Source organism: Collimonas sp. (assembly GCF_035566375.1).
Taxonomy (GTDB): Bacteria; Pseudomonadota; Gammaproteobacteria; order Burkholderiales; family Burkholderiaceae_D; genus Collimonas.
In genome coordinates, this window is the sequence record NZ_DATMRK010000071.1 from 139,752 (window position 1) to 160,215 (window position 20,464).

Annotated in this window: 17 protein-coding genes; 9 read left to right on the forward strand and 8 right to left on the reverse strand. The window is 57.5% G+C overall.

The annotated features are described in order from the left end of the window. Nucleotides 1-8 precede the first annotated feature (8 nt). On the reverse strand, nucleotides 9-629 hold the full coding sequence (locus VNZ60_RS21945) for an aldose epimerase family protein (protein WP_325662969.1): 621 nt from the start codon (nucleotides 627-629) through the stop codon (nucleotides 9-11). Between the two features lie 16 nt (nucleotides 630-645). Here VNZ60_RS21945 and VNZ60_RS21950 point away from each other — a divergent pair, with 16 nt between their 5' ends. Beyond that, complete coding sequence (locus tag VNZ60_RS21950; protein ID WP_325662971.1) at nucleotides 646-816, forward strand: type 2 periplasmic-binding domain-containing protein; 171 nt, start codon at nucleotides 646-648, stop codon at nucleotides 814-816. Between the two features lie 150 nt (nucleotides 817-966). Here the strand turns inward: VNZ60_RS21950 and VNZ60_RS21955 are convergent, their stop codons facing one another. Beyond that, complete coding sequence (locus tag VNZ60_RS21955) at nucleotides 967-2,940, reverse strand: glucokinase (protein ID WP_325662973.1); 1,974 nt, start codon at nucleotides 2,938-2,940, stop codon at nucleotides 967-969. 106 nt (nucleotides 2,941-3,046) lie between these two features. Beyond that, a complete protein-coding gene (gene zwf, locus VNZ60_RS21960) occupies nucleotides 3,047-4,522 on the reverse strand; it encodes a glucose-6-phosphate dehydrogenase (RefSeq protein ID WP_325662974.1) in 1,476 nt (491 codons plus the stop codon). Between the two features lie 284 nt (nucleotides 4,523-4,806). On the opposite strand from zwf, the gene VNZ60_RS21965 reads away from it, so the two are divergent. The 5 genes from VNZ60_RS21965 to tal all read left to right on the forward strand — a co-directional run bounded on the left by VNZ60_RS21965 (nucleotide 4,807) and on the right by tal (nucleotide 10,319). Further along, nucleotides 4,807-6,060: an ABC transporter substrate-binding protein gene (locus VNZ60_RS21965; protein ID WP_325662976.1), complete on the forward strand. Its 1,254-nt coding sequence runs from the start codon at nucleotides 4,807-4,809 to the stop codon at nucleotides 6,058-6,060. Between the two features lie 168 nt (nucleotides 6,061-6,228). Beyond that, nucleotides 6,229-7,182 carry a carbohydrate ABC transporter permease gene (locus tag VNZ60_RS21970; protein ID WP_325662978.1) on the forward strand — a complete coding sequence of 318 codons (954 nt, stop codon included), beginning with the start codon at nucleotides 6,229-6,231 and terminating at the stop codon, nucleotides 7,180-7,182. Then, on the forward strand, nucleotides 7,172-8,065 hold the full coding sequence (locus tag VNZ60_RS21975) for a carbohydrate ABC transporter permease (protein ID WP_325662980.1): 894 nt from the start codon (nucleotides 7,172-7,174) through the stop codon (nucleotides 8,063-8,065). The genes VNZ60_RS21970 and VNZ60_RS21975 overlap by 11 nt, the downstream gene beginning before the upstream one ends. Nucleotides 8,066-8,134: 69 nt before the next feature. Further along, the gene (locus VNZ60_RS21980; protein ID WP_325662981.1) at nucleotides 8,135-9,286 is read left to right on the forward strand and encodes an ABC transporter ATP-binding protein; all 1,152 of its coding nucleotides are present in this window, start codon (nucleotides 8,135-8,137) and stop codon (nucleotides 9,284-9,286) included. Nucleotides 9,287-9,383: 97 nt separating this feature from the next. Next, nucleotides 9,384-10,319 carry a transaldolase gene (tal, locus tag VNZ60_RS21985; RefSeq protein WP_325662983.1) on the forward strand — a complete coding sequence of 312 codons (936 nt, stop codon included), beginning with the start codon at nucleotides 9,384-9,386 and terminating at the stop codon, nucleotides 10,317-10,319. A 106-nt stretch (nucleotides 10,320-10,425) separates the two neighbouring features. Here tal and purU read toward each other — a convergent pair whose 3' ends face one another. Together purU and VNZ60_RS21995 are read right to left on the reverse strand one after the other, a co-directional pair. After that, nucleotides 10,426-11,295: a formyltetrahydrofolate deformylase gene (gene purU, locus VNZ60_RS21990; RefSeq protein ID WP_325662985.1), complete on the reverse strand. Its 870-nt coding sequence runs from the start codon at nucleotides 11,293-11,295 to the stop codon at nucleotides 10,426-10,428. A gap of 351 nt (nucleotides 11,296-11,646) precedes the next feature. Further along, nucleotides 11,647-12,171 carry a bactofilin family protein gene (locus tag VNZ60_RS21995; RefSeq protein WP_325662986.1) on the reverse strand — a complete coding sequence of 175 codons (525 nt, stop codon included), beginning with the start codon at nucleotides 12,169-12,171 and terminating at the stop codon, nucleotides 11,647-11,649. A 262-nt stretch (nucleotides 12,172-12,433) separates the two neighbouring features. Between VNZ60_RS21995 and VNZ60_RS22000 the strand changes: the two genes are divergently transcribed. From VNZ60_RS22000 to VNZ60_RS22010, 3 genes are all read left to right on the forward strand, one after another. Beyond that, nucleotides 12,434-13,528 carry a YjgN family protein gene (locus tag VNZ60_RS22000; protein ID WP_325662987.1) on the forward strand — a complete coding sequence of 365 codons (1,095 nt, stop codon included), beginning with the start codon at nucleotides 12,434-12,436 and terminating at the stop codon, nucleotides 13,526-13,528. Nucleotides 13,529-13,543: 15 nt separating this feature from the next. Then, complete coding sequence (locus VNZ60_RS22005; protein WP_325662989.1) at nucleotides 13,544-14,560, forward strand: M48 family metallopeptidase; 1,017 nt, start codon at nucleotides 13,544-13,546, stop codon at nucleotides 14,558-14,560. A gap of 127 nt (nucleotides 14,561-14,687) precedes the next feature. Beyond that, entirely contained in the window at nucleotides 14,688-15,482 is a 795-nt protein-coding gene (locus VNZ60_RS22010; protein WP_325662991.1) for a thymidylate synthase, read from the forward strand. A 270-nt stretch (nucleotides 15,483-15,752) separates the two neighbouring features. Here the strand turns inward: VNZ60_RS22010 and VNZ60_RS22015 are convergent, their stop codons facing one another. The 3 genes from VNZ60_RS22015 to VNZ60_RS22025 all read right to left on the reverse strand — a co-directional run bounded on the left by VNZ60_RS22015 (nucleotide 15,753) and on the right by VNZ60_RS22025 (nucleotide 20,451). Continuing rightward, nucleotides 15,753-17,192: an efflux transporter outer membrane subunit gene (locus VNZ60_RS22015; protein ID WP_325662993.1), complete on the reverse strand. Its 1,440-nt coding sequence runs from the start codon at nucleotides 17,190-17,192 to the stop codon at nucleotides 15,753-15,755. A gap of 11 nt (nucleotides 17,193-17,203) precedes the next feature. After that, the gene (locus tag VNZ60_RS22020; RefSeq protein ID WP_325662995.1) at nucleotides 17,204-18,484 is read right to left on the reverse strand and encodes an efflux RND transporter periplasmic adaptor subunit; all 1,281 of its coding nucleotides are present in this window, start codon (nucleotides 18,482-18,484) and stop codon (nucleotides 17,204-17,206) included. 95 nt (nucleotides 18,485-18,579) lie between these two features. Beyond that, complete coding sequence (locus tag VNZ60_RS22025; RefSeq protein WP_325662997.1) at nucleotides 18,580-20,451, reverse strand: ABC transporter ATP-binding protein; 1,872 nt, start codon at nucleotides 20,449-20,451, stop codon at nucleotides 18,580-18,582. Nucleotides 20,452-20,464 lie beyond the last annotated feature (13 nt).

A 20,464-nucleotide genomic window follows, 5' to 3' on the forward strand; every position in this document is an offset into this window, starting at 1 on the left:
GGCATTTTTTATGGGCCTGCAGGATCCCGCTCTTGATTTTCGCCCCCCGCCGGTTTCCGACTTACCCCAAAACGGTATCGCCGCTGCAACTGCTGCTGCGGCGCCAGTAGTGTCAAGCCATTGAGCATCGGGCCGCCGGCTAGATTATGCGCATTGATGGCGTGGTCGACCGGTTCGAAACAGAAATAATCTGCGCCGACCGGCGTGTATAAGATGTAATACTGCGCCTCGGCGTCTAAGGTCAGGCACAGGCGGAGCTCCGGCCACCAGATTTCCGCGTGACCGTCCCAACCGCTAAAAGCATGATTTACCAAGTGATCCGGCAAAATCTGACAACGGGCGAAATCCCATTGCGCCGGTGTCGGCCCTTGCCTCAGCGGCAGATAATCCTCTCCGCTCAGCCAGACATGAGGCGCCGCAGCGCGCAATTGCACATCCGCGCTGCGCGGCATCCAGGGGTGCAGCCCAAGACCAAAAGGCAGCGTTACCGTTCCGGTATTCCTCACCTGCAAAGTCACCAGCATGGCGGCGCCATCCAATTGGTAAGTCATGCTAGCCGTATAAGAATACGGATCGCCGCTGCGGCGGTTGAGCCGCAGAGTCACCGCGCTCGCGTTGCGCGCAGCCACTTGCCAGGGATGCTGCTTGCTGGTGGAATACGATATTGCGGCGGGGAGACTGCTGCGGCTATTCGATATAGAAACGCCATTGCGGCTGCATTACCATCTGGTCTATGCGCCGCATGCGAAAGACAATCCGGCGTTTAAGACGTTTTATGAATGGCTGCTGAAGGAGAGAAACAACCGGGACGGATAATTTAGGACATACGCAAAACAGCCCCAGCGGCGTTGCTCCTCCTAGCCGTGCAGGTGCACTGTCTTCGTCGTCGCGCCTTGCTGGGGCAGCTTTGCGTAAGTCCTAATAATGTCGCGCAGCCGCGAAAAAACCGTCCCCATCCAGTGCGGATTATTTGATATGCGAAATCACATTCGGCGACAAGGTCACTTCCTGATCGGCACGCGCCGACTGTACCGGCTTGCCGTCACCCCCAGCAGTGATCTTGTCGCTGGCGGATTCACCCAGCGAGGCAATATGCGTCAAGATGCCGCGCTTGGCCTGGCGCTGCAATTCTGCAAACGGACTGGAACGGTTGAGCGATACTCCCACCGCCAGCACGTCGATCAGCAACAACAGCAGAATCCGCGACACCATCGGGATGTGCATCATGCTGCTTTCGTCGTGCTCGACCGCCAGCGTGTAATGCGCACGCTTGGCCAATTGCGAATTGCTCGGCGCCAGCGCAATGATGGTGGCGCCGGAATGCACCGCCACCTCGACTGCCGGCGCCAGATGGCGCAAGCGCCCTGAATTCGAGATCACCACCACGACGTCGCTGCTTTTCAGCATGGCGGCCGAAACTTCCTGCAACTGCGGATCGGTGTACGCCGAAGATGGAATCCCCAGGCGGAAGAATTTTTGCTGCGCATCCTCCGCCACCAGGCCGCAACTGCCGAAACCGTAAAACTCGATGCGGCTGGCCTGGCTCAATACTTCAATCACTCGCGATAAAGTATCGGCGTTGAGATTGTCGCGCACTTCCAGCATCGCTGAGATGGTGTTGTCGACCACCTTGACGCCGACATCCAGCGACGAATCGCCGACATGCACCTGGCTGTGCGCGACCGGCACCGTACCGGTGACACCGGACGCCAGCTTCAGTTTAAAATCGGCCAAACCCTGGCACCCCATGGTGCGGCAAAAACGGATCACCGTCGGCTGGCTGACGTCGGCGCGGCGGGCGATTTCTGAAATCGGCTCGCTCATCACGGCGCGTGGATGGGCCAGAATCAGGCTGGCGACCTTTTGCTCGGCCGGTGAAAACTGATCGCGCGCCTTGCGGATTTTTTCCAGGATAGGCACGGCGTTGCCGCCGCCCAGATGCTCGGAAAGTATCGCAGCAACACCCACAAAAGCCGGGTACGGCGCAGTAATGACGAAGGTCGGGATTTTGGCGAGATAATTGCTAAAACGCCCTTTGCTTTCGAAGCGCGCGCGAAACGGCGAGCGTGCGAAATATTCTCCCAGGCGCGGCACCACGCCACCGCCGATATACAAACCGCCCAAGGTTCCCAAGGTGACGGCAACGTCGGCCGCGACGGTTCCCAACATTGAACAAAAGCATTCGACCACGTCCATGCACAAGGCATCCTGGTCCTGCAACGCGCGTTCGACGATTTGTGCGGTATGCAAAGGCTCAGGCTTGGCGATTCCCTGCAGCTCGGCCAAGGCCTGATAAATCATTTCGATGCCGGGGCCGGAAACCAGGCGTTCGGCCGAGACGTGCGAATAAGTACGCCAGCAGTAAGCCAGCACCGCCGCCTCACGCGCGTCGCCCGGGGCGAAGGTGACGTGGCCGCCTTCGCTGCCCAGCGCAATCCAGCGCCCCTCGGTCGGGATCAAACCGCCGACACCAAGCCCGGTACCGGCGCCGACCAGGCCGATCACGCCGCCGCTCAACGCCCTGCCGCCGCCGATCTGGATGCAATGTGCGTGCTCAAGATGCGGTAAGGACATCGACAAGGCGGTGAAATCGTTGACCACCAGCAGCGTATCCAGATTCAAGCGGCGGCGCGTGTTTTCAATCGAGAATTCCCAATGGTGATTGGTCATCTTGATGTCGTCGCCCTGCACCGGATTGGCAATCGCGATCGCCGCGTGCCGCACTTGCGGATGCTGGCTGGAAGCCAAATACGCCTCGACCGCCAGCGCGAATTCGGCATAGTCGGCACAACGCAAGGTTTGTATTGTGTCGATCTGGCCCGGTGCACGCTCTAGCGCAAAACGCGCATTGGTGCCGCCGACATCTGCCAGCAGGCGCGGGCCATCCAGATAGCTAGTTGCAGAATTCTCGCTAGCGCTCATGATCGTGGATGAAGACATGGTGTAAAACTTTCACTTAAATACTAATACTGTTAGTAGGATGCGCGGTGCGATTGTGATTATTTATGCGCCTTGCCACGCTTCTCAATTTTCTTAATCAGGCGATTCAACGATCTTCCGGCCATTGAGCACCAGCACGCGCCATCATCGCAAACGACGCGGTCGGCCCCCAACTGCCTGCCATATACGGTTTAGGCTGGGATGAACTGCTCTGCCAGTGCTGCAGCAGCGGCTCGACCCAGCGCCAGGCGGCTTCTTGCTCGTCACGCCGCACGAACAAGGACAAATTGCCGCGGATGGCGTCCAGCAACAGACGCTCATAGGCTTCGGCCCGGCGCTGCTTGAAAGCCTGGTCAAACGCCAGGTCGAGCGCTACCGGCTGCACTGTCATGCCGTCGCCAGGCTGTTTTGCCAGGCAATGCAGTTGAATCGATTCGTCCGGCTGCAGCCGGATCACCAGACGGTTGCTGCTGCCCCCGGCCTGGCCGCCCGGCATCGGCAAGATGGCGTGCGGGATAGGCCGGAAGGTGATCACGATTTCCGCCGTGCGTTGCGCCAGACGCTTGCCGGTGCGCAAGAAAAACGGTACTCCGGCCCAACGCCAGTTATTGATCTCGGCATGCAGGGCGACGAAAGTTTCAGTCTGCGATTGCGCCGCCACTCCAGGTTCTTGCTGATATCCCGCGACCGACCGCCCTTCGACGGCGCCGGACACATACTGGCCGCGCACCGCTCTGAGCTCCATGTCTTCCGCCGAAAACGGCTTCAAGGCCCGCAACACACGCAGTTTCTCATCGCGCACCGCATCGGCGTCCATCGAAGTCGGCGGCTCCATCGCCACCATGCACAATAATTGCAGCAAATGGTTTTGCACCATGTCGCGCATAGCGCCGGTGGCGTCATAGAATTCGCCCCTGCCCTCGACCCCCAGTTGCTCGGCAATCGTCAACTGCACATGGGCCACCGATTCGCGCCGCCACAGCGGCTCAAATAAAGAGTTGGCAAAACGCAAAGCCAACAGGTTTTGCACCGCTTCCTTGCCCAAATAGTGATCGATGCGATAGATCTGGTCTTCGGCGAAGACGCGAGCTACCGCATCGTTGATCGCGCGCGAGGACAGCAAATCATGGCCTAGCGGTTTCTCCAGCACCAGCCGCGCCTGTGACAGATCGATCCCGCTGGCGGCAAGATTGGCGCAAATCGGTTCGAACAGCGAGGGCGAAGTCGCCAGATAAAATACCGAAACAGCCTTGCTGGCAGCCAGTGTGTTTGCCAACACCTGATAACCGGCGCGATCCAGCAGATCCAGCGGTAAATAAGTGATGCGCGCCAGAAAACTTTGCCAGAGCGCCTCATCCTGCGCACCGGCAACGCCGCTCTTCACATACGGGATAGCGCTCTTGCTAACCCAGGCCAGGTAATCGTCCTGACTGAAATCCTGCTTGGCGACGCAAATAATGCGACCATCCTGATGCAACTTCCCTTCCCTATGGGCAACAAACAACGCAGGAAGAATCTTCCGCATCGACAAGTCGCCGGTCGCTCCGAATAGGGTAAAAATAAAGGGGATATGTGTTTGCATCAAAATTTTTGTAATAAATAAAAAACTTATATTGCAATATTAATGTAGCATTACTACAATTACAAGCGGCGAAAGGAGTAAATCCTTGATTTTTGCAGGGAAACTCAAGATCGCATGTAGTTTTACTAGTTTTTTCACATGATACACATGGGCCGGCAAATGCGCAGAGCTTCGGCGATGCGCTGGGACATGGCCCTTGCTTCATAGCACGGCTTAAATAGCAAGACTTATCACCACAGGCAATTAAGTATTCATCGCAGATTCAACTCAACCAGGAGACAAGAATGAAACTAGGTCAAATAATAAAATCGGTATTCGCAACTACTGCACTGCTGTCCAGCGCCGCTGCGGTTCACGCGGCAGAAGTCGAAGTACTCCATTACTGGACCTCGGGCGGCGAAGCAAAATCGGTCGCCGAGTTGAAAAAAATCATGGAAGCCAAGGGCGTGACCTGGAAGGATTTTGCGGTTGCAGGCGGTGCTGGTGAAAACGCCACTACCGCGCTGAAAGCCCGCGTGATCGCTGGCAGCCCACCGACAGCGGCGCAGATCAAAGGGCCGTCGATCCAGGAATGGGGCCAGGAAGGCGTATTGGCGAATATCGACGCCGCAGCCACTGCGGGCAAATGGGATGCGCTGCTGCCTAAGGTAGTCTCCAACACGATGAAGTACCAAGGCCACTATGTAGCGGCGCCAGTCAATGTGCATCGCGTCAACTGGCTCTGGATCAATCCTGAAGTCCTGAAAAAAGCCGGCGCCAAAACACCGACCACCTGGCCAGAGTTCTTTGACGCTGCCGACAAGATCCAAAAAGCCGGCTTCGTCGCCATCGCCCACGGCGGCCAGCCTTGGCAAGATGCGACCGTGTTTGAAACCGTCGCGCTGGGCGTAGGCGGCGCCGATTTCTACAACAAGGCCCTGGTCAAGCTCGATCCAGCCACCCTGACCGGCCCGACCATGATCAAGACCTTCGACACACTGGGCAAGATCAAGGGTTATATCGACAAGAACGCCGCCGGCCGCGACTGGAACCTGGCGACTGCGATGGTCATCAACGGCAAGGCCGGCATGCAATTCATGGGCGACTGGGCTAAAGGCGAGTTCACCGCTGCGGGCAAACAACCTGGCAAGGATTTCTTGTGCGTTGCGGCTCCTGGCACCGACAAGTCATACACTTACAACATCGACTCGATCGCCATGTTCAAGGTCAAGAATCCTGATTCGCAAAAAGCTCAGCTGACCCTGGCAACCGCCATCATGAGCCCGGAGTTCCAGGAAATTTTTAATTTAAACAAGGGTTCGATCCCTGTGCGTCCTGATATCCCGCGCACAAAATTCGACAGCTGCGCCACCAAGTCGATGGACGACATGGCCGCATCCAGCAAAGCCGGCACGCTGGAACCAAGCATGGCGCACGGCATGGCAGTCAATTCTGCAGTACAAGGGGCTATCCTTGACGTAGTTTCGAAGTTCATGAATTCCAACATGACCTCGCAAGCTGCGGCACAGGCTCTGGCAAAAGCAGCAAAGACGCAATAACGCAATGACGAAGTGGCAATAAGTAGTTGTTTGCTGTGTTATTTTTCAAATAGAGAAAATGAGAACAGGGGCCGAAGCGAGTAAGATCGACTTCGGCCCCCGCCGTGTCCGGCAGTGGCTGCCATTGCACCGCCAGACACGGCTCTGATCCTGCTTCAGGAGACTTGCATGTCCGATCACACTCTCCCCTATACAGCTGCGGCTGTCGGGAGCTCAAGCAACACGCCCAAGCAGCAAGGGCGCATTGCGGCAATCGCCGATGCCTGGTTACCGCGCATCGTACTGTCGCCCACTATCATCCTGTCACTGGTCTTCGTGTACGGCTTCATTGGCGTCACCGCCTGGCTGTCGCTGACCAATTCGCGGATGCTGCCGAATTACGAAATTTCCGGCTTCAATCAATATGTCGCGCTGTTCGGCCTCGATCGCTGGTGGGTTGCTGCCGCCAACCTGGGCATTTTCGGCGGCTTGTTCATTCTGTTCTGCCTCGCCATCGGCCTCATCATGGCGATCCTGCTGGACCAGAAAATCCGATCCGAAGGGGCATTGCGCGCAATCTATCTGTATCCGATGGCGCTCTCGTTCATCGTTACCGGCGCTGCCTGGAAATGGATCTTGAATCCAGGCCTGGGCCTGGAAAAAATGATGCACGACTGGGGCTTCGCCAATTTCCATTTCGACTGGCTGGTGAACTCCGATTTCTCGATTTACACCGTGGTGATCGCTGGCGTCTGGCAATCCTCTGGCTTCGTGATGGCCCTGTTCCTGGCCGGGCTGCGCGGCATCGACGACAGCATCATCAAAGCAGCCATGGTCGACGGCGCCAGCTTGCCAACCATCTACCGCCGCATCGTGATCCCGGCTCTGCGGCCGGTGTTTTTCAGCGTGCTGCTGGTATTGGCCCACATCGCGATCAAGAGTTTTGACTTGGTGATGGCGTTGACCGCAGGCGGTCCGGGAACCTCTTCCGACCTGCCGGCAATTTTCATGTATCAGTTTTCCTTCTCGCGCGGTCAGCTAGGCTTAGGTGCGGCGTCCGCCATGATGATGCTGGCAACCGTACTGGCAGTGCTGGTGCCCATGATGTACCTGGAAACCAAAGGAGCGCGCAATGGCCGCTGACAGCACTAGCAACACCATCTATAACGAAAACAGCAAACTCAGCGTCGGCCGCGTCGTCATCTACGCCCTGCTGGTCTTGTGCGCGCTGTATTACCTGGCGCCGCTGTATGTGATGCTGAGCACCTCGGTGAAAACCTTGGATGAAATCCGCTCCGGCAACTTGCTGTCGCTGCCGATGGCGCCAACCAGCGCCGCCTGGGGCAAGGCCTGGAGCAGCGCCTGTACCGGTGTCGATTGCAACGGCCTGGCGCCGTTCTTCTGGAACTCGATCAGGATGGCGGTGCCGGCGGTCTTGATTTCGACCCTGGTCGGCTCGCTCAACGGCTATGTACTGGCGCACTGGCGTTTCCGCGGTTCGGAAATTCTGTTCACAGCCTTGATGGTGGGTTGCTTCATTCCATTCCAGGTAGTGATCTTGCCGATGGCGCGCCTGCTGGGCACGGTCGGCATGGCCAACACCACGCCTGGCCTGGTATTCGTCCATATCGTCTACGGTATTGCCTTCACCACGCTGTTCTTCCGCAATTACTACGTCACGGTGCCGGAAGAACTGGTCAAGGCGGCGCGCATCGATGGCGCAGGCTTTTTCATGACTTATCGCAAGATCATTTTCCCTTTGTCGCTGCCGATTTTCATGGTCTGCTTCATCTGGCAATTCACGCAAATCTGGAACGACTTCCTGTTCGGCGTGGTGTTCGGCGGCTCGGACGCCAAGCCGGTCACGGTGGCCTTGAACAACCTGGTGAATACATCGACCGGCGTCACTGAATACAACGTCAACATGGCGGCGGCCATCATTGCCGCCTTACCGACCTTGGTGGTGTATCTGCTGGCGGGAAAATATTTTGTGCGCGGCCTGACTGCTGGTGCGGTCAAGGGTTAAGCGGTGGCGCGGCGGCTCTGATTTTCGGAGCCGCCTCGGCAATTAATAAAATTTAAGGAATGGTTCAAAATGGCAAGCTTATCAATTCGCAATGTGCGCAAGGTTTACCCGAACGGCAATGAAGTTCTCAAAGGCATCGACCTGGAAATCGAAGATGGCCAGTTCCTGATCCTGGTGGGCGGCTCCGGCTGCGGCAAATCAACCCTGCTGAACATGATTGCCGGGCTGGAAACGGTGTCCGAGGGCAAGATCATGATCGGCGACCGCTGCGTCAACGATGTCCCGCCCAAAGAGCGCGACATCGCCATGGTGTTCCAGTCTTACGCCTTGTATCCGACCATGACGGTGCGTGAAAACATCTCGTTTGGCCTGGGCATCCGCAAGGTATCGAAAGCGGAACAAAAACAGATCGTCGACCGCGTCGCCACTACCCTGCAAATCACTCATCTGCTGGATCGCAAGCCAGCGCTGTTGTCCGGCGGACAACGGCAGCGCGTCGCCATGGGCCGCGCTATCGCCCGCGATCCTTCGCTGTTCCTGTTCGACGAACCGCTGTCCAACCTGGACGCCAAGCTGCGGGTTGAGATGCGTGCGGAAATCAAGCTGATGCATCAACGCCTGGGCAGCACCATCGTGTATGTCACGCATGACCAGATCGAAGCGATGACGCTGGGCGACCGGATAGCCGTGATGAAGGATGGCGTGGTGCAGCAGTTCGGCAGTCCGCAAGAAATCTATGACAATCCTAGCAATCTGTTCGTGGCAGGTTTTATCGGCTCGCCGTCGATGAATTTCATGCGCGGCAATCTGGTCGCCAACGGCCACGGCCCGGCCTTCGAACTGGAACACGCAGGGCAAACAACCCTGCTGCCGCTGGCTCCGGTGCAGGCGCAGAATCCACAGATTGCGTCCTGGATCGGACGCGAAGTGATCCTCGGCATCCGTCCCGAACATGTCACCGACGCCCAAAGCGCACGCGGTTCGGAAATCACCGACAGCAACGGTAACGGCAACTATCATCCGACTGAAGTCGGCTGCACCGTGGAGCTGACCGAACCGACCGGGCCCGACACCTTGGTGTTCACCAGCTTCAATAACGCCCGCGTGACCTGCCGTACTCATCCACGCGCCGCAGCCAAACCCAAGGATCAGATGCAACTGGCGTTCGATCTGTCGAAAGCGGTTCTGTTTGACGCCAAGACCGAGGAACGGATCAGCTGATCGGGCCAGTTGTAACATTGGCCGATAAATTGCGTAGAATGGCGGGGAGGCATTTCGTTGTATTTCCGACTAACAGTCCCTGCTTTTCTAGGCTGCCATGAACCAACTCGAACAACTCAAGCAATTCACTACCATCGTTGCCGACACCGGTGACTTCCAGTCCATCAAGGCGTTTGCGCCGCGCGACGCCACTACCAATCCGTCGCTGATCCTGAAAGCGGTGCAGAAGCCGGAGTACCAGCCGTTGTTGAACCAGGCAGTGAAGCAATACGGCCATTTGCCGGTCACCGACATCATCGATCATTTGCTGATCGCATTCGGCCAGGAAATCCTGAAAATCATTCCGGGCCGGGTTTCCACCGAAACCGATGCCCGCCTGTCGTTCAATATCCAAGGCACCATCGACAAAGGGCACGCCCTGATCAAGCTGTACGAGGCCGCTGGCATAGACCGCGAGCGCGTGCTGATCAAGATTGCCTCTACCTGGGAAGGCATACGGGCTGCCGAAGTACTGCAAAAAGCCGGCATCCATTGCAACCTGACCTTGCTGTTTTCATTGCCGCAGGCGATTGCCTGCGCCGAAGCCAATGTGCAGCTGATCTCGCCGTTTGTCGGCCGCATTTACGATTGGTACAAAAAAGCCAGCGGCCATGACTACACTGGCGCCGACGATCCAGGCGTGCAGTCGGTCAATCAAATCTACAGTTATTTCCGCAAATTCGGCTACGCCACCGAAGTCATGGGCGCCAGCTTCCGTAACACTTCGCAAATCGTTGAACTGGCCGGCTGCGACCTGCTCACCATCAGCCCCGATCTGCTGCAGAAGCTGGCGGAGAGTGAAACCCCGGTCAGCCGCAAACTCAGCCCGGAAGCGGCGCAACAGAGCGACCTGAAAAAAATCGACCTGGACGAAACCACTTTCCGCACCATGCTCAACGACGACGCCATGGCAACCGAAAAACTGGCCGAAGGGATACGCCAGTTCAGCGCCGACGCGGTCAAGCTGGAAAAACTGGTAGATGCTTTGCGCTGAGCGGCCGCGGCCGTCTGGCAGCCGCATTGCTATGACTACGATGTTATAAAAAATGGCCCCGATGGGCCATTTTTTTCGCTGCTTATTTGCTTACTTACCTACTTGCTTACTTGAACACCACCGTCTTGTGCCCGTTGAGCAAAATCCTGTGCTCGATAAACCATTTCACGGCCCGCGCCAGCACCACGCATTCAACGTCACGCCCAATGGCGGTCAGGGTCTCCGGCTCCATTGCATGATCGACCCGCGCCACGTCCTGCTCGATGATCGGCCCCTCATCCAGATCGCCGGTGACGAAATGGGCGGTGGCGCCGATCAGCTTCACGCCGCGGTCATGCGCCTGATAGTAAGGTTTGGCGCCTTTGAAACTCGGCAAGAAAGAATGGTGGATATTGATGGCGCGTCCGGTCAGTGCGGTGCACATGGCTGGCGACAGGATTTGCATATAGCGCGCCAGCACCACCAGATCGATCTTATTCGCTTCGACGATTTCCATCACCCTCGATTCCTGCGCCAGCTTGGCTTCAGTTGAAGCGCCTGTGGCCAACGGCAGATGATGGAAGGGAATGTTGTAGCTGGCGGCCAGCTGGTAGAAATCGGTGTGATTGGAAACGATGGCCGAAATCTCTACCGGCAGCAAACCGCTCTTGTAGCGGAACAGCAAGTCATTCAGGCAATGGCCGATTTTCGACACCATCAGCATCATGCGCGGCTTCTTGTGCGCATCATGCAATTGCCAATGCATTTGCATGGTGGCGGCCAAGGCGGAAAACTCTGCTCTCAAGCGCTCGTCGGCAACCGTCGCATCCTCGGAGGAGAAATGCACGCGCATGAAAAACAGCTCGGATTGAGCGTCGCCGAACTGGGCTGAATCGATGATATTGCAACCGTGCTCCGCCAGAAAACCGGAAACGCGATGGACGATTCCGCGTTGATCGAGGCAAGACAAGGTGAGAATGTATTCTGGATAGCTCATGAGATTTTGTGTGAGGCGGGAAAGCGCTTTAGCGTTGAGCCAAAAGACGCTATTGTCGCATGCCTGCATGCACATGACAAAAAACCAGGGTGGCCCTGCGACCACCCTGGTTACTAGGAGCCTGTCGGACTTAGGAATGATCGGCTGCAAAAATAGCTGAGCGGTCCATATTTCACCGGCTTCTTGGTCAATAGCCAGCTATTGACGCTGCGAACCCGGCAAAATCTGTCCTCGCCCAGCTATTTTTTCGCTTCGACCACCTAAGTCCGACAGGCTCCTAGCTTGCTGCAAATGATAGCGGCAAACAGTCAGCTCGGACGCCGACCCGGACGTTAACCTCCGACGTTAAACTTATGCTACCGCAGTAACGGCAGCCGGCTTGACGGCGCTGGACGCGGTGCCGACTTGCACTTCGCCAGTCAGTTGACCGCCTTCTTCGATGACAACCTTGCCATAACGGATTTTGCCGGAAACCTTGCCGGTCGAATAAATCACCAGCTTTTCACGGACCGTCAGGTCGCCGTCGAATTCGCCGTAGATTTCTGCCAGATCGATTTCGGCCGAACCCTTGAATGCGCCTTTTTCTGCGATATGAATCACGCGGGAATTCATCGTAGCTTCAACCCGGCCTTCGACCACCAAGGTGTCGCAATCGGTAATTTCAACGCCCTTGAGCTTGATATTCGGACCGACGATCAACTTGCTGCCAACTTCATTAGTGCTGGAAGCCGAATGATTGACCGGTGTGCTCACAGGATTGCTAGCCTTTGGAATGTTGGGAGTGCTGCCCGAAGTCAGATTGCTGCTGGCGCTGAATGGTGAATTGGATGTTGGTGTTTCTCGCTTGCCGCCGAAAAACGTGTCTGATTTAAGCATGGGATCTCCTGAAAGGTGTTGCGTGCACTAATGGGCCAGCGCGGCGATGTAAAAATGAAAATATGGAAATGACCGGATGAGACAAAGGTCTCCTGCCTTCGAGGATACCCTCCGGAAAAAGTTCATGGCAAAAATCTTTAATTTGTAACCGTGGCGGAAATGCTATCGACAGCAAAAAAAACTGCTATTGACTTTTGATTATCAATCATTCATCTTGTCTTCCGACAACACCAATATAAATCACACCAGGGAGAAAACCGCAATGAGTCTACCACCTAGCGACGCATCGCCGTCTGGCTTTGACGGAGGCCAGACGCCTGCATCAGCGCATCAGGTCGAAGCATTTGTTTTTTCGGGCCGAGGCAGCGAATATTTCCGTATATGGATAGTCAATCTTCTGCTGTCTATCATCACCTTGGGGATTTACTCGGCATGGGCCAAGGTCCGCCGCACCCGCTATTTCTATGACAACACGACTATCAACGGCAGCAGCTTCGAGTATCACGGCAATCCGATAGCGATCCTGAAAGGACGCATCATTGCGGTGATTCTGATTGGCGGCTACCAGATTGCCTTCAAGTTTTCACTCGGACTTGGCGTATTGGCACTAGCCCTGATGCTGGCCGGAATGCCGTGGCTGATCTGGAAGAGTTACCAGTTCAAGTTATACAACTCTAGTTATCGCGGCATCCGTTTCGGTTTCCGCGGTAGTGCCGGGCGTTCCTATTTCAACTATTTGCTGTTGCCGCTGCTGGCTGGCATCACGCTATGGCTGGCGCTGCCATTCGCCCACCAACGCATCAAGAAATACCTGCATCAGGAAAGCAAGTTCGGCGCGACGCATTTTTCATTCGACGCCAGCGTCGGTTCCTTTTACAAGACTTACCTGATCGGCGCCGGCGTAGCCTTGCTTGGCTACATCGCCATCATGATAACGTTTAGCAGCACGCTGGCGGCCTTGGGTGCCGGCCTGCAGCATGGGGGAGCGGCTGTGATAAGCAGCGCCGGCCTGCTGTTCCTTAGTTTATATGCCTGGACCTTCCTGATCATGCCGCTGTTCCTGACCATGATCCAGAACCTGATCTGGAACCACACCAAGCTGGGACAACACCAATTCCAGAGCCAGCTGAAATGGTCGAAAACGGCTTTCATCATGATCACCAACCTGATCGGGATTGTCATCACGCTGGGCTTGTTCGCGCCGTTCGCGCACGTTCGCTGGTTCAAGTATCGGATCGAATCGGTCACCTTGCTCGCTGCTGGTTCGCTCGACAACTTCGTTGCAGACGAGGAAGCACAGGGCTCGGTTGCCGGCGAAGGCATCTCGGATCTGCTTGATTTCGATCTGTCGCTGTAGACCCGCATCAAACCAATGCAAGGTATGCAAGATGCGCAACCCAAGGCGGTGCCAGCTTTTTATTTCGACGGCAAGACATCGCGCAGGCATGCGGTTGAGCTGACGGTGGCAGCGGGCGTCGCCAGCATTTCCGGGGAAGCGCAGCGGCAGGCGCCGCTTAGCGAGCTGCGCGTTTCCGAACGCGCTTCGCGCGCGGCGCGCAAGGTAACCTTTGCCGATGGCGCCTATCTTGAGATCGTCGACGTCGGCGCCTTTGACGAATTACTGGCCAGCACCGGCTATCAAGATCCGCTGGTAGTGCGGATGCAGCAAAGCTGGCGCACCACACTGTATGCAACTGTCGCCCTGGTGCTGATTCTGGCGCTCGGCTACCGCTATCTGCTGCCGGCCGCCGCAGGCCTGATTGCCAATGCTTTGCCGGAATCGGTAGAGCGGCGGATCGGCAGCGGCACGCTGGCGTTTCTCGATCAGCGCATATTCGCCCCCACTACCCTGCCCGTGGCGCAGCAAGAGTCGATTGACAGCCGGTTTCGGGCATTGCAGCCGCCGCATCAGGGCGCGCCCGACTATCGCATCATTTTCCGCAAAAGCAAGATCGGTCCCAACGCCTTTGCCCTGCCCTCCGGCGAAATCGTCTTGACCGATGAACTGGTCAGGTTGCTGGACGACGACGATGCGCTGATGGGCGTACTGGCGCATGAACTCGGGCATTTGCATCAACGCCACCTGATGCGGCGCTTGATACAAGGCTCAGCGATTGCCGCTACCGCAACATTATTGTTTGGCGACGTCTCGGCGCTGATCGCCAGCATTCCACCGGTAATGCTGGATCTGAAATACTCGCGCGATATCGAACTGGAAGCCGACGACTACGCGATCGCCATGTTCAAAGCCAACGGCATCAGCCTCAACAAACTGGCGCGCACCTTCGAAAAGCTCGACAGCCAGCCGGGCGAATTCTCGCCCTACCTGTCGACCCATCCGCCAAGCAAGGAGCGGATTGACCGGATCTTGAAGGCGGCGATGGAATAAGAGCGGGAGTAACAGCGGGAGTAACAGCGGGAGTAACAGAGGGAACGCAAGCAGCAATAAGAGCGGTGGACAGATGCGTTACAATCTCACGATTCGCTTCTGTCATCTGTTCCTGTCATCACAAAAAATGCGCCAATACCTAGATCTCATGCGTCATGTGCAACAACATGGCACTCTCAAAACCGACCGCACCGGCACCGGCACCCGCTCCGTGTTCGGTTATCAGATGCGCTTCAACCTGCAAGATGGCTTTCCCTTGCTGACCACTAAAAAATTGCATCTGAGATCGATCATTCATGAGCTGATCTGGTTTCTGGCCGGCTCCACCAACATCCAGTACTTAAAAGACAACGAAGTAAAAATCTGGGACGAATGGGCCGATAGCGACGGTAACCTGGGACCGATCTACGGTTATCAATGGCGCTCATGGCCAACCCCGGCGGGCGAACATATCGACCAGATCAAGCAAGTGGTCGAGCAAATCAAGCACAATCCGGATTCACGCCGGCTGATCGTCTCCGCCTGGAACGTCGCCGATATCCCGCAGATGAAACTGCCGCCCTGCCACGCCTTCTTTCAGTTTTACGTGGCCGACGGCAAGCTGTCTTGCCAGTTGTACCAGCGCAGCGCCGACATCTTCCTCGGCGTGCCCTTCAACATCGCCTCCTACGCCTTGCTGACCCATATGATGGCCCAGCAATGCGGATTAGAGGTTGGGGACTTTATCTGGACCGGCGGCGATTGCCATTTGTATTCCAACCACACGGCGCAGGTCGAGGAGCAGTTGTCACGCACGCCGGGGCCGCTGCCGCGCTTGCACATCAAGCGTCATCCAGACTCGATTTTCGACTATCGTTTCGAAGATTTCGAGATCCTCGATTATCACCCGCAGGCGCACATCAAGGCGCCGGTCGCGGTATAGCCCTATTAGAACTCATTTCATAAATATCCGTGAGATGCGTTCTTGGCAGAAGAGGCGCTGGCAAGGCGTGCGACGCGTCCAATAGCGAGCTATTGGCAAGGAGCGCAACGCAGCCAGCGCCTCTTCTGCCAAGAACCCTTCGGGAACGGCTGCAGGCGTCGCATGCCGTTGTTGCAACTCCTTGCCGTAGTGCCGCTACGTCGCGTCGTTGCGCCTAGGCACACAACGCCTGCCGCGCGTTCGCACTCGCGGATATTTATGAAATGAGTTCTAGCTGCCCTGCGTCGGCTCGGCAGCCGGCTGGCCGGCAGGTACGTCCTGCCAGCCCCCGCCCAAGGCTTTATATAGCGACACCGTGGCTTTCAAACGTTTCAGCTTGATCTGCCCCAGCTCATTCTGCACTTCCGACAACGAGCGCTGCGTATCCAGCACCGTCATCAAATCCTCGGCGCCGACGCGATAGCGGATTTCCGACAATTCGAAAGCAAAGCGCGCCTGCTCCATTTCCGTGATTTTCAACTTGCGTTGCTCATCCAGGCTGCGGATCTGTCCCAGCGCCGTATCGACTTCAGACAGCGCCGCAATCACGGTGGAGCGATAGACCTGCACCAGTTCCTGCTTCTGCGCGATTGCCAGGTCGCGCTGGCTGTTCAGGCGGCCGGCGTCGAAAATAGGCGCCACCAGTCCCGCCCCAAAATTTGCCAGCATATTGGGAGCATTAAACAGCGACAGCAAGGCATTGCTCTGGCCGCCGGCCGAACCGGTCAGGCGAATACTGGGAAACAGTGCGGCGCGGGCCACGGCTACGTTGGCGTTGGCCGCCGCCAGCGCGGCTTCAGCATGGCGGATATCCGGACGGCGCGACAGCAGTTCCGACGGCAAGCCAGGGGTTACCTGCGGCAGCAAAATCTTGGCTAGTCCGGGCTCATTCACGGTAAAGGTTTGCGGCGGCCGTCCCAGCAAGATCGCCAGTGCAGTCTGCGCTTCGCGCTCCTGCTGTTTCAGATCGGGTATCACCGCTTGCTGCCCGGCCACCGCCGAGCGCTGCCGCGCCAGGTCCAGCGGCGAAGCAGATCCGGCGCGGCTTTGCGCCGCCACCAGTTTCAACACGCGTTCCGCATTGTCGACGTTTTTCTGAGCGATTTCGATACGATCGCGCAGCGACAACACCTGCAGGTAAGTCGAGACGATGCCGCTGGTGACGGTCAACGCCACCGTTTCGCGGTCATAACGATTGGCTTGCAAGGTCGCTTCGGCAGCAACCAGCCCAGCCTTGTTCTTGCCCCAGAAATCGACTTCATAGCCAATCTCGAGCAGGCCGCTGGTGGAGGTCACGCCGCTACCGCTGGAGGTCAACGGCAAGGCACGGTTGATGCTGGTGGAAAAATCCGCATTCGGCAGCAAGGGCGCACCGGCAATCCGTGCTTGCGCTTCGGCCTGGCGCACGCGTGATATGGCTGCCGCAATTTCCAGATTGCTGGCCTGCCCCTGCGCCACCAGCTGGCTCAATTCGTCGCTGCCAAAACGCTTCCACCAACCGCTGTCGGGCCAGTCTTGTTCGCCAGTGTTGGCGGACAGATCCCAGCTCTGCGGCAGCTCTACGCTAGGAGTCGGCTCGCGGATCTGAGTCTGGCTGGCGCAAGCCGATAGCAACAACAATGCGCTGACACAGGCAGCCACGGAAGACCGGCGGCGGGAGAAATGCTTCATGTACAGCTCCATCAGCGCGCTTTGGGTATAGACACAGGTACCGATGCAGCCGGCGGCGGCACGGCTTTTTTCACTGCCGGCGCTGCAGCGCCGGCAGGCACCACCACCCGCTCACCAGGCTCCAGTCCCGACAGGACTTGCACCATCTGCTCGCTGCGAATGCCGATTTTTATCTTGCGCGGAGTGCTTTGCTGATTTGCCTGATTTGTCCGAGTTGTCTGACTCGCGCCGGCCACCTGCACCAGGTAACTGCCGTCAGCCTCCGGCTTACCCACCAGCGCCAGCGGCAACAGCACGGCATCATGCACCTGCGCCAGCACAAAACGCACCTGGGCGCTCATGCCGCTCATCAGCTCTTGCTGCGGATTATCGACTTCGAACAAGACATTATAAAAAGTCTGCTTGCCTTGTTCGCCCGAGCCGTCGGCCGGCACCGGAATCACTTGCCGCAACTTGCCCGACCAGCGTTTGCCGGGGTAGCCAGGCGTAGTGAAATAGGCGGTCATCCCCTTGTGCAGCAGCGGCACGTCGATTTCCGCCACTCTGGCTTGCACCGTCAAGCGGCTCAGATCGGCAATCCGCAGCAGCGGCACAGTCGCCTGGCCGGCGGCGATCATCTGCCCGCTGCGGGCCGCCACCGACACCACCGTGCCGCTGATCGGCGCCAGCACTTGCGTATGGCTGCGGGTCTCCTCATCGTCTTTCAAGGTTGCCTCGATCTGGCGAATCTGGGCATTGATCGCCTCGACCCGCGCCGCCGCTGAATACACGCTCATGCGGCTGGATTCGAAAGATTCCTCGCGCGTGGCGTTCTCCGCTTTCAGCTGCGTCTGGCGTTTGAACTGCAACTCGGCAAAATCCTGTTGTGCCCGCTGGTCCGACAATTCCGCCCGCAACCTCGCCAGTTGGGCGCGATTGCTTTCCAGCCGCGCCGACGGCACGGTCGGCGTCAGCTCGACCACCATCTTGCCGGACTTGACTTCGTCGCCCACCGTTACCAGCACATCCTTGATCTGGCCCGATACCTGGCCGAAAACGTCGCTGTATTTATGCAATTGCAATTTACCGCTGGCGAATACCGCCTGTTCGATATCGCCGCGCTGCACCGTCTCCGTCTGCAGATACACCGGCGCCGGCTTGGGCGCCGGCGGCGGTGGTTGCCAGAATGCTTTCCACACCAGGAATCCCGCCCCCAATGCAATCAGGAGCGCCAGGATTGCAGTCAGCCAGCGCCGGCCGGAATGGCCGAACGCGATTGGCGAAGCAGATTTAGCTATCGGTTCAACAGTCATTGGTGCAAACTCAAGAATAGTCAGATTTCAGAAATAACGAACGGCATTGTTTGAGTTTGTTTAAGCTTGGCGCAGTATTTCGCCAATACGAAACACTACGCCAATACAGCCTGGGTCTCGCCCGGCAATTCATCTTCATCCACTTCCTCGCCCAGGAAACCACCGCTCTGATGCGCCCACAAGCGCGCATACAGGCCGCCGTGTTCCAGCAAGCTGCGGTGATCGCCCTCTTCGACGATGCGGCCCTTGTCGAGCACCACCAGACGATCCATGGCGGCAATGGTCGACAAGCGGTGCGCTATCGCCACCACCGTCTTGCCTTCCATCAGCCGGTACAAGCTGGCCTGGATCGCCGCTTCGACTTCCGAATCGAGCGCGCTGGTAGCTTCATCCAGCAGCAGGATAGGCGCGTCTTTCAACATCACGCGAGCGATCGCTATCCGTTGCCGCTGGCCGCCGGACAGCTTGACGCCGCGTTCGCCGACGTGGGCGTCGTAACCGGTGCGGCCCTTGGGATCGGTCAGGGTCAGGATAAATTCATGGGCCTCGGCGCGTTTCGCCGCCACCAGCATATCGGCGTCGGTCGCATCGGGACGGCCATATAGCAAGTTGTCGCGCACCGAACGATGCAACAAGGACGTATCTTGCGTCACCATGCCGACCTGCGCCCGCAAGCTGTCTTGCGTGACGTGGGCGATGTCCTGGCCATCGATCAGGATGCGGCCTTGCTCAACGTCATAAAACCGTAGCAGCAGGTTGACGATGGTCGATTTACCGGCGCCGGAGCGGCCCACCAGGCCGATCTTTTCACCGGGACGGACGTGCAGGGACAGCTGGTCGATCACCGGCCGCTCACCGCCATAGGCAAAGCCGACCCGTTCGAAGTCCAGTGTGCCCTGTTTCACTTGCAGCGGCTTGGCGTCGGCTTGATCCTGTACTGCATGTGGCCGCGACAAGGTATTGATACCGTCCTGCACCGTGCCGACTTGTTCGAACAAGGAGGCAAATTCCCACATGACCCAGTGCGAGATGCCATTCAGGCGCAGCGCCATCGCGGTCGCTGCAGCCACCGCACCGATGCCGACCTGGCCCTGCGTCCACAACCAGAGCGCGGCGCCGGCAGTACTCAGGATCAGCAACATGCTCAAGGTATGGTTGACGATTTCAAAGCCGGTCACCAGACGCATCTGGCCGTGCACCGTCTGCAAGAACTCCTGCATCGCCGAGCGCGCATAACCGGCCTCGCGGCCGGCGTGCGAGAACAGCTTGACGGTAGCGATATTGGTATAGGCGTCGGTAATCCGTCCGGTCATCAAGGAACGCGCGTCGGCCTGCGCTTTGGCGACCTTGCTCAGGCGTGGCACAAAGTGGCGCAACGCCAAGGCATACAAGGCCAGCCAGCTCAAGAACGGCACCAGCATCCAGCCGTTAAAGCTGCCCACCACCGCTACCATCGTGACGAAATAAATCACCACGAATACCAAAATGTCGCACAGGATCATGCAGACATCGCGCACCGCCAACGAAGTCTGCATGACTTTGGTGGCAACCCGGCCGGCAAATTCGTCCTGATAAAAATGCATGCTTTGATTCAGCATCAAACGATGGAATTTCCAGCGCAACAACATCGGGAAATTACCCGCCAGCGCCTGCTGCTTGAACATGCTTTGCAGGGCGACGATCACCGGGCTGGCCAGCAATATCCCCGCCAGCAACAGCAAATTAGTGCTTTCATGGGTCCACAAGGTGGACGGCTCAACGTGGCCCAGCCAATCCACGATGCGCCCCATCATCGCAAACAGCAATGCCTCGAAGGCGCCGGTGACGGCGGTCAACAAGGTCATGGCAATAATATAAGGACGCAGACCCTTGGTGCAGGCCCAGACAAACGCAAAAAAACCGCGCGGCGGCGGCGTCATGACCGTATCCGGATAGGGATACAACAGTCTTTCGAACCAACCAAACATGGAAATACTCCAA